This window comes from Leptospira sp. WS58.C1 (genome assembly GCF_040833995.1).
In the GTDB taxonomy this organism is placed as follows: Bacteria; Spirochaetota; Leptospiria; order Leptospirales; family Leptospiraceae; genus Leptospira_B; species Leptospira_B cinconiae.
The window spans coordinates 205,683-219,799 of record NZ_CP162137.1 but is presented as its reverse complement, the minus strand read 5'-3'; the positions used below and the strand labels follow the sequence as shown (position 1 = coordinate 219,799).

13 protein-coding genes are annotated in these 14,117 nt (G+C 41.7%); 1 reads left to right on the top strand and 12 read right to left on the bottom strand.

From position 1 onward, the window contains the following. Positions 1–132: 132 nt before the first annotated feature. The 11 genes from AB3N61_RS01060 to AB3N61_RS01010 form a co-directional block, all read right to left on the bottom strand. The gene (locus tag AB3N61_RS01060; protein WP_367898265.1) at positions 133–1,674 is read right to left on the bottom strand and encodes a thiolase C-terminal domain-containing protein; all 1,542 of its coding nucleotides are present in this window, start codon (positions 1,672–1,674) and stop codon (positions 133–135) included. Between the two features lie 18 nt (positions 1,675–1,692). Beyond that, entirely contained in the window at positions 1,693–2,124 is a 432-nt protein-coding gene (locus AB3N61_RS01055; RefSeq protein WP_020769545.1) for a MaoC family dehydratase, read from the bottom strand. A 27-nt stretch (positions 2,125–2,151) separates the two neighbouring features. Next, positions 2,152–3,768 carry an acyl-CoA dehydrogenase family protein gene (locus AB3N61_RS01050; RefSeq protein ID WP_367898264.1) on the bottom strand — a complete coding sequence of 539 codons (1,617 nt, stop codon included), beginning with the start codon at positions 3,766–3,768 and terminating at the stop codon, positions 2,152–2,154. 21 nt (positions 3,769–3,789) lie between these two features. Continuing rightward, complete coding sequence (locus AB3N61_RS01045; RefSeq protein ID WP_367898263.1) at positions 3,790–5,682, bottom strand: AMP-dependent synthetase/ligase; 1,893 nt, start codon at positions 5,680–5,682, stop codon at positions 3,790–3,792. Positions 5,683–5,829: 147 nt separating this feature from the next. Then, positions 5,830–6,018 (bottom strand): cysteine-rich CWC family protein, encoded by a 189-nt coding sequence (locus AB3N61_RS01040; protein WP_020769439.1) that lies wholly within the window; start codon positions 6,016–6,018, stop codon positions 5,830–5,832. A gap of 106 nt (positions 6,019–6,124) precedes the next feature. Next, a complete protein-coding gene (gene ligA, locus AB3N61_RS01035; RefSeq protein WP_367899035.1) occupies positions 6,125–8,098 on the bottom strand; it encodes an NAD-dependent DNA ligase LigA in 1,974 nt (657 codons plus the stop codon). A gap of 130 nt (positions 8,099–8,228) precedes the next feature. After that, complete coding sequence (locus AB3N61_RS01030; protein ID WP_020769499.1) at positions 8,229–9,206, bottom strand: M23 family metallopeptidase; 978 nt, start codon at positions 9,204–9,206, stop codon at positions 8,229–8,231. A 47-nt stretch (positions 9,207–9,253) separates the two neighbouring features. After that, positions 9,254–10,621 carry a cytochrome P450 gene (locus AB3N61_RS01025; protein WP_367898262.1) on the bottom strand — a complete coding sequence of 456 codons (1,368 nt, stop codon included), beginning with the start codon at positions 10,619–10,621 and terminating at the stop codon, positions 9,254–9,256. Positions 10,622–10,739: 118 nt separating this feature from the next. After that, complete coding sequence (locus AB3N61_RS01020) at positions 10,740–11,126, bottom strand: hypothetical protein (RefSeq protein WP_020769556.1); 387 nt, start codon at positions 11,124–11,126, stop codon at positions 10,740–10,742. Positions 11,127–11,138: 12 nt separating this feature from the next. After that, positions 11,139–11,651: an RNA polymerase sigma factor gene (locus tag AB3N61_RS01015; protein ID WP_008590268.1), complete on the bottom strand. Its 513-nt coding sequence runs from the start codon at positions 11,649–11,651 to the stop codon at positions 11,139–11,141. A 10-nt stretch (positions 11,652–11,661) separates the two neighbouring features. Further along, on the bottom strand, positions 11,662–12,240 hold the full coding sequence (locus AB3N61_RS01010; protein ID WP_020769496.1) for a Spy/CpxP family protein refolding chaperone: 579 nt from the start codon (positions 12,238–12,240) through the stop codon (positions 11,662–11,664). Between the two features lie 185 nt (positions 12,241–12,425). Here AB3N61_RS01010 and AB3N61_RS01005 point away from each other — a divergent pair, with 185 nt between their 5' ends. After that, positions 12,426–13,142, top strand: coding sequence for a vancomycin high temperature exclusion protein (locus AB3N61_RS01005; protein ID WP_367898261.1), 717 nt, complete (start codon positions 12,426–12,428; stop codon positions 13,140–13,142). Here AB3N61_RS01005 and AB3N61_RS01000 read toward each other — a convergent pair. Further along, positions 13,139–14,083 carry a GDP-mannose 4,6-dehydratase gene (locus tag AB3N61_RS01000; protein WP_020769866.1) on the bottom strand — a complete coding sequence of 315 codons (945 nt, stop codon included), beginning with the start codon at positions 14,081–14,083 and terminating at the stop codon, positions 13,139–13,141. The genes AB3N61_RS01005 and AB3N61_RS01000 overlap by 4 nt on opposite strands. Positions 14,084–14,117: the final 34 nt, after the last annotated feature.

The window sequence follows — 14,117 nt, the reverse complement described above, 5'->3', positions numbered from 1 at the left end:
AAGTTCGGAAATTTTTTTCCAAAAACAAAGTAAAAGTTCTTCTTCCTAAAACAATTCTAATCAATTTTTTTTCGGATTTCTGGGGAGAATATTAGAAAAAATCTATTTAGTTTTGCAAGACGAACGATCGGTTTATAAAAGTACCGCCTTCCATCTTCTTCCTTCTTTTTCTATTTTTACCCGAGTTCTGTCGTATTGCAATTCGTCCCCGGACTTGCGGATCGTCCCATCTTTCTCGTGGATATTTGCCAGAACGAAACGATTTTCTGCCAGCTTGATCAGAGCTAAAGAATAAGGAGGCTTCCAAGAAAATCCCGGATTCATGTTAACAGTTGTAGAAGACCAGACGACACCTTCTTCTCCGATATCCGCTCCCGGTTTGTTTAAAGTAAGAGGAGAAAGTTCCGGGGTTCTCGATTTTCTATCTCTCGAAGGACGTTCCGAAGAGAATAAGGCGATCGAATTGATACTATCGATTCCCCCATTCCCTCCCAAGAGAGCCAACTTCGGAGAATGAGCCGGGATCTTCCCTGAATCAGCCACCTGGGCGTACAATCCATACTGAACCGCTATATCCACAAGACCTGTAGCAGCAGAGATGGACATTGCAGCTTGGTAATTCAATATCCCGCCCATCTGATTAATGGGGATCTGCTTTCCATTAGAAAGTTTTAATGAAGAAGTCTTGAGAGAATTGACTACTTCCTTTTTGCCCAATTTAAAATATTGAGCGGACTGTTGGATTACCTGTCCGGGAAAACAATCGTAGATCCAAGCATAATCCACTTCTTCTCTTTGGTAACCTGATTGAGCAAAAAGTTTTTCCGCGGAATTTCTAGCAGGAGAATCGAATCCTCCTTTTAGAATAAAATATTCGCTATGAGCAGTATGAGAAGCTCCTACAAGATGCAAAGGTTTCAGATTTTTTCGGATCCAACCCTTGGATTTCCATTCCTTCGCTTTTTTTTCGGAAACCAAAATAGTAGCAAAGCCATGATCCGTCACGATGGCGATCATCGGAGTCGGATATGGGTCGGAAATCGGACGAGACATTTGTTTTTCGGTTATCTCTTGTCCATAATAGAATGCTCTTGGGTTTCCGATCGCATTCGATCTGAATTTTTGAGTAATCTCTTTCAGATCGTCCAGGCTGATCCCTTCTTCAAACATCATCCTTTTCATCAAGAGTCCGTACATTGCGATGAGAGTGGCACCGTTATCTAATTCGAACTCAGGATGACATACTGTTTCGTTTACCATCTTTAAATCGGAAACTTGACGGAATGCTGATTTAGGAATATCTGCTGCAGCGACTAAAACGACCGCATCGGGATTATCGACTAAGACGGTTCTTGCTTGTCCGATTGCTCCGGTAACGCTTGCTCCTCCCAAGTCGATCACATGGGCTTTCATCCCTGTATAGCCGAGCTCATTCGCTATACGTACGGTGTGTCCGTAACCTTGTTTTCCCAAAGAAGCTGCTTCTATACTTACAAAGTCGGTGATCTCAGAGGCCAATGTCTCATTCTTCATACCAAGAAAATCCAAAAGTGTAGCTATGGATTTTTTATAATGTTGAAAAACTTTTTGAGACCCGCTCCACGATTTATATTCTTCTTCCGAAAAATCCTTGGTCGTACTGTCGGCAACTCCTAATAGAACGGGAAAATTCATGTATAACTCCTGAAAATTCTAAGCTTGGGCAGAAGGAGGTAGAACTTTACATTCTCCCTTGCCGATCGTTTCTTTTTTTTGATTGGTCCACTCAATGTTCATGGCAACGGCTTTCAGTCTTGGGATCTTTTCTTTCACTGTGACAGTGCAAGTAATCGTATCTCCAGGATACACAGGTTTGCGGAACTTTGTTAACGTTTCTAAGGCGACTGTCCCTAATCCGGGAAGTTTCATCCCGAGCACAGGAGCTAATAGAGAAGCGGCAAGTCCACCATGTGCGATCCTAGTACCGAACGCTGTGGTCTTTGCATATTCTTCGTCCACATGCAAAGGATTAAAATCCCCGCTGATCCCTGCGAATATATAGATATCCGTTTCAGTGATCGTTTTAGTGAAACTCGCCTTATCCCCTATTTGTATTTCGTCGTAAGTCTTTCCTCTTTCGTACATTCCGATTTCCTTATTCTTTTTTGTGGATTAAGCGAGTTGTGCGCCTAAGACCCCGTTTTTCAGGAACTCCACACAATCAGCCACTTCTTTTTCCACGGAAGGAAGTTCGGAGAAAAGTCTCATCAAGTTTTTAGTTTTTTCTGCATCCAGTTCTTTTAGGAAATGTACACTTTTGAAAAATCTGCATCCAGCGTAGAAGGTAAGTATTTTTAGATCTCTGAGCCTATCTTCCGATTTGTATTCGGAAGTGGAATTTGCAGTGTCCCAGAATCCCAACTGAACTGTGGTAACGAAAACCGCGAGATCGGCAAATCCGAATTCCAAAGCTTGTTTTTTCTTTCTGTCGGAATGTTCTCCAGCTGCTTTTAATAATTCTTTTGCCGCAGTGAGTATTTTTTCTTCCGGAGTGTTTGTTAGGATCTTCTCTGCCTTAGCTCTTATCTCTTCCGGTTGGGATTGTTGTAGGACTTCCATCAACTTGTCGAAACCTTTGTAGGTAGAAGATATAATACTTTTTTGGACTTCGGTAGTTCCTCCACCGATTGTGCCGAGTCTTACGTCCCTGTACTGGCGGCTTACATGACATTCTCTCATATAACCCATTCCACCGTGGATCTGAACCGCATCGCTTGCTAACTCTTCCGCAGTTTCCGTTACAAAAACTTTTAATGCGGAACTTTCGAATGGAAGGCTCGCAGTCGGATCTTGATCCTTCTTATTCGCTACAAAATAGATCAATCTTCTGGAAGCGCAAAGATACACCCAGTTACGTGCGATCTTTTCCTGTACTCCGAAAAAGGATAAGATCGGTTTTCCGAATTGGTGACGCTTCCAGGCATAATCCAAACAAAGTTCCAATCCGAATTCCATTCCACCGGGAACGGCAGCAACTAGCACTGTTCTTTCCCATTCCAATGTCCCCTTTCCGATACGAACAAAGCCGGAATTTAGAGGCCCTAAAAGATTTTCATCCGGAACGAACATATCTTGGAAGGAAAGTTCTGCGGTCATAGAAGTGTTATGCCCTAACTTCTTGAGAACCTTACTTACATGAAATCCTTTCATATTGGATTCTACGATGAATGCGGAAACTCCCATTGGTCCTCTAGACTTAGTTGTTCTCGCCATTACGATGAATACTTGTCCGTTCGGGCCGTTGGTTATGTATAACTTGCTTCCGTTTAGAATAAAACCTCCATCCACCTTGGTCGCGAATGTATTCATTGCAGCTGCATCTGAACCTGAATCAGGCTCAGTCAACGCAAGACCAGCTATCCATTCTCCGGATGCGAGTTTAGGAAGGTATTTTTTCTTTTGAGCGTCCGTTCCTTGGAAAAGGATCGGAAGAGTCCCGATGATCATATGGGCTCCCCAAGAAAGCCCGAACCCTCCATCCAGAGAACCTGCGTTAAACGCTTCTTGAGCGATACAACATTGCAGACATGTGCCGCCTTGGCCTCCGAATTCTTCCGGAACAGGAATGCCTAATAGGCCCATACTTCCCATTTCCTTCCAGATATCGTTGCCCCATACGCCGTGTTCGTCCCGATCTTCTACAGACGGTAATACTCTTTCTTTCGCAAAATCCTTTACGGTTTCGTAAAATTCCAGATCTGATGATGTTAAGTACGGATTTAAAAACATAATTTTTCTCCCAACTCCGTTCTAATTTTTTGTTAGATCGGAAACTTCTTTTTTAAAACTTTCTAATATTTCGTTTCTTTTGATTTTTAAGGTTCTAGTCATTTCCTTATCCGGATCGAAAGGCCTTGGAATGACATAGAATGCATTTTGAGGGATCAGCTCGAAAGATTTGAATCCTGTTCTACGGGATATTCTATCCGAAACTTCCTTCTTAAAGATCTCTCTAATTTTAGGATGAGAATTCCAAACATTCGCATCCTCCGGTAGATCGGGAAACTCAGCCTTTAATCTTTCGAAATCAGGAACGATCAAGACCACCAGATGTTTTGCCTCATGACCCGTTACCATCACTTGGTTCACATAAGGAGAATTTAAAAGTTGGTCCTCGATCGGAACCGGCTCCACATTCTCTCCGCCGGCAAGCACAATAGTATCCTTAGCTCTTCCTGCAAACACCAATTCGCCCCTATAATTGAAGCGCATGATATCTCCCGTATCAAAGAATCCGTTCTTATCAAAGACCACATCGTTCAATTCAGGACGTTTATAATATCCCATGAGAACTTGTTTGGATTTTACCCAAAGACTTCCTTTTCCGCCTTGGGGAACAAGATTGCCATGCTCGTCTTTCAGAATACATTCATATCCCTGTATCGGAGTTCCCACGGTTCCAGGAGACGGTTGTTTCGGTTTTCGAATGGAAAGCACTGCAGAAGTTTCCGTCATTCCGTATCCTTCCAATACGATTAATCCGATAGAAGATAAAAATTTATCCACTACGGAAGGAAGGGCACTTCCCGCAGAAACGGAGACTCGCAATTTTCCACCAAGAGCATTATGAATCGGTTTGAAGACCAGAAGTGCAAATAACTTGAGGGGTGATAATAAAATGAGAAGGGTCAAAGAGGAAATTTTGGAGAAGATCCAAACGATAAAGTTCGGCTTATCTATTCTAAAATCATATCCGAATAGAACGCCCTTTTGAACAGCCCAAAGATTTCCGATCTTTAGACAGAATTTGAATACCACTTTTTTTAAGCCGGATTCCTTGGAGACCTTATTCATAATTCCATTATACAAGGATTCCCAGATCCTTGGAACGGAAGGGAACAATGTAGGTTGGAATTCCTTCAGATCCTCTTTCAAATTGTTGATATTGGAAATCAGAAATCCTGCACCTAATTCCAAGATACAATATTCGATCGCTCTTTCAAACGCATGCCACGGAGGAAGAAGACTTACACCCGAATCCGCGGAAGTCAATTGAACGAATCCGATCACTTTTTCCACGGCGGAGATCCAGCCGGTTTGATTGAGCATCACTCCTTTAGGAGCGCCGGTAGTTCCGGATGTGTAAATTAAAGTAGCAAGTTCGTTCGGAGATTTTTCTCGGAGTCTTTTGCGAACAATATCGGGATCTTTAGAAAAGTTGATTTTTCCTTTTTCAATCAAACCTTGGATCGTATCAGTTCCGGATTTCAGATCACCGATATCATCTTCGATCACAAAAACTTTTTTTAGACTCGGAAGTTTGGGGCCGAGGTTGAGCAATCTTTGTTTGTCTTTTTCTTTTTGAACGATTGCATACTTGCTTTCCGAATGATTAACTATATATAATATATCTTCATCTACTACGTCCGTTCCTCTCGGAACGGAAACGGCTCCCGCAGAGATGATCGCGATATCACCTATGATCCAGTTCTGACTGGAATCACAAAGATATAAGACCCTATCGTCTTTTTGAACTCCTTCTTCGATCAGCCCCGCAATTAAAGAATCCGTTAAGGACTTGATCTCTGAAAATGTCCTTCCTTTAATTCCATCCTTGGTTCTGCGGGAAAAACTTTCCTTATTCGGAAATTTAGATGCCGTCCTTTCCAGCATATCGTAAAAATACTTTTGATCAGTTTCCAAAAACTCCCCCTGAGAACACTTATATATTAAAATTTTTCCTTACGACGGAAATTTTACGTTGAAGGACCTATGCTTCAATCGATTTTTATTTAGATCAAAAAAACTGCAACTGGCTGAACAATAGTTCACTAATTATACGGCTGTTGTTCAATAATTTTGATTAACTACGTTCGTTTCAAAACGAGTTAAACAATCTTTGCATAAGCAATCTTCATACAATTCTCTTATATTTTTCAAAGCTTCCGGATCTAATTTAATATCAAAGCACCAACAAACCTCTTGGTCCGCTCCACATTCTAAAATGCGAGAACATTGGGGGCATTTCTTTTGGGCCATAGGGGTATGATAATGAAAATGCAGAATTTTCAATCCTTAAGCGATGAAAGTTTAAAAAGAAAGGAGAGTATAAAACTATACGCGACGTATAATTTTATACTTGGTATTAGATCTTAATTCCGTTTTGATTTAGAATTTTTAAAAACTCTTCTTCGGAAACTACCTGGACCCCTAACTCTTGGGCTTTTTCCAATTTGGAACCGGCCCCAGGTCCCGCCAAAAGGTGAGTTGTTTTAGAAGAAATAGATCCTACTTTTTTACCGCCGTAATAAACTACCAGATCCATTGCCTTATCTCTAGGTTGGAAATTTTCAAACGAACCGGACACACACCAGGTCTGTCCCGCAAAAGGTTGTTTATCCGATTTTTCGATCGGATCCGCCTTCATCTTAAGCCCGGCCTTTTTCAAACGATCTATAAGAGAAAGAATTCTTTTATCCGTAAAATTCTCTTGGATCGCTTCGATGGTAGAAGGTCCGATACCTGGAATTTCTAAGAAGTTTTCCAACTTTTTAGGATTTTTTGCCGCAGAGATAATTGAATCGATCGTATCATATCCATGTTCGGTAAGAAGTTCCGAAACTTTGGGGCCGATCTCTCTCAAGCCTAAGGAAGAAAGCACAAATCTAAAGTCCTTCTTTTTGGATTCTTCGATCCCATTTAAGATGATAGATACACTTTTCTCTCCGTATCCTTCTTCTTCCATTAACTTTTCTTTATGGTCTTTTAAGGAATAAAGATCGGCGATATCTTTAATATACCCTTGATCGTATAAAAATTCTACCTGCTTCTCCCCCAAACCTTCTATATCCATTTGTTTGCGAGAACAATAGAATATGATCCCGTTCTTGACCCGATCCGGACATTCGGGATTCGGACAGAAATAATCCACTGAGTCTTGTTTCTTTTCCGTCTTTGTTCCACAACAAGGACAACGAAGTGGAATCTTAAAAACTTCCTTTCCTGGAGTGACTACTTCTTCCACAGCGGGAATGATCTCCCCCCTTTTGGAAATTCTTACGATGGCTCCTATACCTACTCCCAGCTCGTCGATATAATCCTGGTTATGTAAGGTTGCAAATGTAACGGTGGTGCCGGCTAAACTAATAGGTTCGATTTCGGCTCTTGGAGTGATCTTTCCCGTTCTACCAACCGCATAATCGATTCCTACGATCTTACTTTCCTTCATCAAAGCATCGAACTTATAAGCTCGGGCCCAACGAGGAGAATGAGAAGTATAACCTAATGATTCCCTCTTTGAAAGATCGTTTAATTTGATCACTAATCCGTCCGTAGGAAATCCAACTTTTTCCTTTTTCTTCTTAAAGTCTTTGATCGCAGCCGGAATCTCCGTCCCTTTTAATAATTTAGTATCGGGGGGAAGAGGGAATTTTAGATCCTCCGCTTTCTTCATTACCTCTTGGTGGGTTTTAAATTTCGCTTTGGAGCCCGGGAAAAATGCGTCATACGTAAATATTCGTAGAGGTCGTTTTGCGACCTCTGAAGAATTTTTCTGTTTCAATGAACCCGAGGACAAGTTGCGAGGATTCGCATATCTTCCTTCGGAAGCTTCGTTAAATTCATCAAAGTCGGAGAAAGTCATGTATACTTCTCCTCTTAAATAGATGGAAATGTTTTCGGATAACCTGAGCGGTATAGAACGAATTGTACGAATGTTCTCAGTTACATCATCACCTATACCTCCTGTGCCTCTGGTCACACCGTTGACAAGGATTCCATTTTCGTAATATAACATGAGAGAGGCCCCGTCGATTTTCCATTCTACGGAGTATAGATCGTCAGGTCCCGTTTTTTGGACCCATTCCATAAGCTCTTCTTCATTGTATGTGTTTTCCAAGGAGAGAACCGGAAGTTTATGAGTGAACTTCTCGAAATCTTTGTCAAGATCGGAACCGACACTTAAAGTAGGGCTGGCAGGATCCGCTAATTTCGGAAATGCCTCCTCAAAAGCTTGCAGCCTCTTAAACATCCGGTCGAAATCGAAATCGGTGATTACTGGGGCATGTTTTACGAAATACAGATATTGGTGATAGCGGAGCTGCTCTTCCAATGAGCGCATTTCTTTTTCCGCTAGTTTAGGATCCTTTGGAAGATCTAAGGAAACTTTTTTAGACGTTTCGGTTGGCTCCACTTTTTTAGGGGAGGTCTTTTTAGCCGGGGCTTTTTTAGGCATAATCGATTATATAAAATTAATATTGGCCGAAACCTACTTTCATATAATCCATAGGATCGGTACGGTTCGATTCCCCTATCCAAACTTCGTAATGAAGGTGAGGACCTGTTACGTTCCCGGTGGCACCCACAGTCGCAATCCTTTGTCCCTTGCGAACGTATTCACCTTCTCTTACTTTTAAAGAAGTGCAATGACCGTATAAACTGTAATATCCGTTAGCATGAGCGATCACAATATGATTTCCATATCCTCGATTGGAATAGATGGCTCTATAAACTTTTCCATCTCCGGTAGCCGTAATATCTGTGCCGGGAACGTTTGCCAAGTCCACTCCATCGTGGAATTCCATATATCCGAAAGTAGGAGACCTTCTCATTCCATAATAGGAAGTTAAATTATAAGATAATAATGGTTCGCCGAATGGAAGAGAATTCATAATACCGTATCTGGAATCTAAAAAGTTAAATACGGAATCCACAAGAGCTTTGTTTTTTTCCATGGAAACTCTTACTGCACGGTATCCGTAAATTTCCGAAAGGTAAGATCTTCCGAGCATTAGATCCTTATCCACCGCTTCCTCTACCTTTAATTCAGTAGCAGCAAGGTCTTCCGAGTCTGCCTCATCCGGAAGTTTAAGTAGCTCTTCGGATTCTCCATCGATCAAAGAATGGACTTCCTGTAAATTTTCGTTCAGACTTGCAAAATCATCCCGGATATCTCCCAACTTTTCGCTGTATTCGATATACTCGTCGAAATATTTTCCGTAAACGGAAGCAAGTGCATTAATCTGTATTCTGGTATTATTATAACGAACGATTCCTAAAACTGCGATACCGACGATCGCGAATAATAATCCGACTAAGAAGAAGATAGTGAAGATGGAAATTTGGAAATGAAACGACTTATCGAATCCATGGGGGATCAAAAGAACCGTCAACCTTTGGTGACCTTTTTCTTTTACCTGGTCGATGCGTTTTTTTATCATCTTTTCCATGGTCGAAATCCCTCTGGTAGAAGGATTCCGGCCGGGAAAGACCTAAGTCAAGTGGAAACTATGTTTAATAGAATTCCGTACTTCGGTCTTAATGTGACTAAAGGTTCCATAACTACGGGATGATCCGCAACCGTTTGGAATTTATAGTTTTTGACCAACATAGAAAGGATCAATGTAGCTTCCGTTAGTGCGAAGATATTACCGATACAGATTCTCGGTCCCCCTCCAAATGGAAGATAAGCATACTTAGGTCGATCCGCAGATCTTTCCTCGTCAAAACGATCCGGATCAAACTTGTCAGGATTTTCCCAAAAATCAGGGTTTCGATGAATGTTAAAAATGCAGATGGAGATATTGGTACCGGTCTCTACATCATAACCGCCTATTTGGTCCGGACCCATTGCAGTTCTTTCGATTACCCAAGCAGGAGGGTACATTCTCAAAACCTCATCCAATACTTTGCGAGTGTATGTCAATTTTTGAACATCTTCCAAACTAGGGATCTTATCGCCTAAAATTCGATTCGCTTCTTCTCTTACTTTTTCACAGATGTCAGGGTGTTTGGATAAAAGATAAAATCCCCAAGACAATGCATTTGCAGTGGTCTCATGTCCGGCAAGAAGAAGTGTAATTGCCTCGTCCCGAACCTGAGCCTCGCTCATTCTCTCTCCGGTTTCTTCATCCCTGACTTCCAAGAGCATAGAGATCAAATCGTTAGAAGGATTTTTTTTACGTTCCGCGATTAGTTCATCCACTACGGAATGCATATCTTTCAAAGCACGTTTGAGTTTCAGATTTTCTGGAGTCGGCCAACTGAATGGAAATGGAAAAATTCGAGTGATCCTTTTAGTAACCAGCTCGAGCGCGATCTTTAAAGAATTTTCGATCCTTGCAGCATAACTTTCCACCTCGGTCCTGAACAAGGTCCTGCCTACGATCGCAAACGTTAGTCGCATCATCTCCTTGGATACGTCCAAGCTGGAAACATTCTTCCAATTCTCGGAAGTCTTTTTGGTTTCCTGGGCCATAATCTCAACGAACTCGGATATTCTTTGTTTATGAAAAGAAGGTTGTATAAGTTTTCTCTGCTTTTTCCAGAATTCTCCTTCGCTGTTCAGCAAACCTTTGCCTAAAATCCTTCCGAGTTCCTTATAAAAAACTCCCTTATGGTAATTCTGATTGTTTTCTTGAAGGACTCTTTTGATATCTTCCGGCTGAGTAATTAAATGAAAGGTAACCTGCCTCAAACCGAATCTGGAGGATTTGCCGAATTTGGACTGCATCAATTGGAAAAATCCGATCGGATCTTTTGCCAATTTGGAAACGTAAGGAAGGGCCCGGATGCCGAAAACTCCAGGAGGAAGATTCGGTTTTTTATTGGTGCGACTCGAAGTCGGTTCATGCAAGGAAAACAAGAGTATACTCCTAGTCCGAGATGGACGTTTGGATTAGTTTCACCCAACCAATCCTTGCCGCAATTCTATGTAACAACCGCTATATTAGCAAGCCGAGTTTCTATTTATGTATAAAAACCTATCTACGTTCGAAGGAAGTTTCGATCAACGCATCCATATCCATTAAGGAAGAAGAAGGTAAGGTCGAAGAAGAACTGGTAGTATCCTCCTGATTTAGACCCGGCGTCTGCATACTGGTCTCCGCTTCTTCGAAGGTTCCTTCGATTTGTTCTTCTATCAGGACCTGCCAATCTCCGGATTCGGATTCTCCCTCCGGTTGAAAATAAAAAGAAGATAAACCGAGACCAACGATAATAAGTCCACTAAAGGAGAAGATGAAAAATCGCTTAAAGCTAGCGATCTTTCGCCTTCTCATGATCTTTGCAGAAATATCATCGCTCCATTCGTAACTTTCTAAACGACGGAAAATCTCTTGGTCTAACTTTTCTCTGTTTCTATCTTCCATTTCCGATCTTCTCTAGGTCTCTTGAAAAAATAATTTCTTTAGCATCTGTTTGCCCCGGAAAGATCGGGATTTCACTGTTCCTTCCGGAATTCCCAATTTCTCCGCGATCTGTTGCTCTTTATATCCTTCGGAAACTAATGCAAGCACAGACTTGTATTTCCAAGGAAGATTGGAGATCAGATCCTGAAGCTCGATGTCCATTCCGGAGTCGTTATATTCTTCCCTTGGATTCAAAATGGAGTCTTGAGTCGCTTTTTCCTTAAGCTTCATGGCCAGGTTTGCTTGGCGCATACGCTTTTGGTTCATTCTCAAGGATTCGTTCCTTGCAATCGTATACAGCCAAGTGCTATGGGAAGATTCCCCCCTGAATTTATTGGCTGCTAAACTTTTATAAGCCCGAATATACGTCTCTTGAACAACATCATCAATGGTATCGTAAAACTCTTCGTATAAATTCTTCTTAATGGCGGAGAGTACGATATGTTTCGTACTGTCTATTAGTCCGGCAAATTCTCTTTGGTCCATTTTAGTTTCCTTATCTCAGGATGCCTGGCACAGGCAAAATTATTCTCTCGGGAACAAACAGATTCAAGGGGAACCCTGGAGCTTCCCTATGCTCCTCGGGTAGGGTAACAATTCCCTTTTCCTTTCCCCTCTTTTTTTGCTCTGAGGTCAAAACCCTTTCGATCGCGAGCCGATGCGCGATTTGATTCATCCGGATCTCGGATGTATACCTTGCAATCGCGTTCACAAGAATTCGAACTTTAACGAGGTCCGGACTTTCATCCATGAGTACCAGTTCGAGTTCGACTTGTTTTGGAGAAAGCCTGCGAAGCCATTTTTCATGCTCGCTTTTAAATCTCCGGTTCAGCTCAGCGATACGTTCGAGTTGGGCGTCTGTAAGAATATAACGATTTTTTAAGGAATCTAGGTCACCAAAAACTACACCTGCAGCTCTTTCATTACGGTAAAAGGAGATAGTGCGAATCGGTCGGACGGTATGGAAACCGGTCTTGGAATCTTCCGAGAAAAGATACGCCGGTGTTATAATAACACCGGCCAGAGCAACTCTGACGAATGAATTCAGGAGATTCATGAGTCTTACTCGGTTCATAACCTAGTGTTATCCTAAGACCCCAAGGTAGCCGCCATGTTTCCAAATATCGACTGAAATTTTTGATCCGCGAAAAAAAGAAATCCGGTCCTTTAAAGAGAACATAATTTCTGATAAAACCCGAATTTCCGGGAAAATTCCTTTTCCGGAACCGGTTCTTTGGCGTATTCTCCCCTTAAACTGCTATGGACTTTGGACTAAAAAACCAGAAAATCCCCAGAATCTTTTCCAAGGGAAGAATTAGACTGGGACTCTTACTTGCCATCGCTTTCTGCATTGGAATTCCAGCTTCCATAGATCTTTCCATCGAGTGGGAGTACGAAAACAGAAGTATCCATGCAGGAAATTACCGTTCTCTCAAGCCTGCGACAGTGGCAATCGTACCGGGCGCTTCCGTTTACAAGGGGATACCGTCACCCGTTTTGCAGGACCGTCTAGATTGTGCGATCGAACTTTATAAACAAGGGAAGGTCCGAAAAATTCTTCTCTCAGGTGATAACGGAACCAGTTATTACAACGAAGTGAAGCCGATGCTGTTGTACGTTTTAGAAAGAGGAGTGGATGAAAAAGACGTGTTCGTAGATCACGCAGGTTTTAGAACTTTGGATACTTTAGTAAGAGCGAAAGAAATTTTCCAAGTCAAGGATGCGATCTTTGTTAGCCAAAGATTTCATCAACCTAGAGCGGTATTCATTTCTAAAAAGATAGGATTAGATCTACAATCCTACGAGTCGGACAGAAGGATCTATATCAGCGGGCCGACCAACAGGTTTAGGGAATTTTTCGCAAGAACCTTAGCTTGGATCGATATGAATCTAACCAATACAGCGCCTAAATATTTGGGTAAACCGTTTCCGATAGAAGGTAGCGGAGTCAAGACCTGGAAAGGTTCGGTAATCTAAGAAGAATATTCTGTTTTTCGAATATGTTCGAAAATTTCGCGGACAGCGTCTTTTACCGAAATTTCGGGAGACCATCCTAAAGACTTAAGTTTGGAATTATTACCCAAAGACCTTTTCATTTCGGCAGGCCTCAATCTTGCTGGATCTTGTTTGGAAACTAGTTTTGATTCCGCAAACTCCAAAATCCATTCCAAGACCTGAGAAATGGAAGTCTCGGTACCGGAACATATATTATAAACTTCTCCGCTCAACCCTTTGTTTGCTAAAAGAATATAAGCTTTGACCACGTCCGTTACATGTAAGAAGTCACGAGTCGGAGTCAGATCTCCCACTAAAATTTCGGAAGAAACGTTTTTAGAAATATTATCCAGCACCTGCTTACAAAAATTCGGTACTACAAAATTCGGATTTTGCCCGATACCGATATGATTGAAAGGTCTTGCAATCACGGTTTCTATATTTGGATAAGAACGGGAATATTGAAGGCAATACGTTTCTGCGGCAAGTTTGGAAGAAGCATACGGATTCACAGGACTTGGAAGAAGGTTTTCCGAAACGGGAAGTTGTTCTTCCTTTAAATTCCCGTATACTTCGGAAGAAGATACATATACTAGTTTTACTTTTTTGCCGGAACGTTTAAAACACTCTAAAATATTCAATGAGCCGGCCACGTTGATGAGCAATGTTTCCTCGGGATTTTCGATGGATCTTGGAACGAATGTTTGTCCGGCTAAATGGAACAATACATCGGGCGAATACGATTCGAATACTTGTTGGAGTGATTGGATATCCCGAATATCGCAAACTTTATAGGGAAAGGAAAACTCTGTGTTTTTAGGATTCATTCCCAGGCCCAGAAGTTCGGACCCGGATTTTTGTATAAGTTCTCGAATCAGATAAGATCCTACAAAACCTTCCGCTCCTGTGACCAAGTATTTCATGTTTGATATTTAAGAGCCTTCCAAGCTGCTGAAG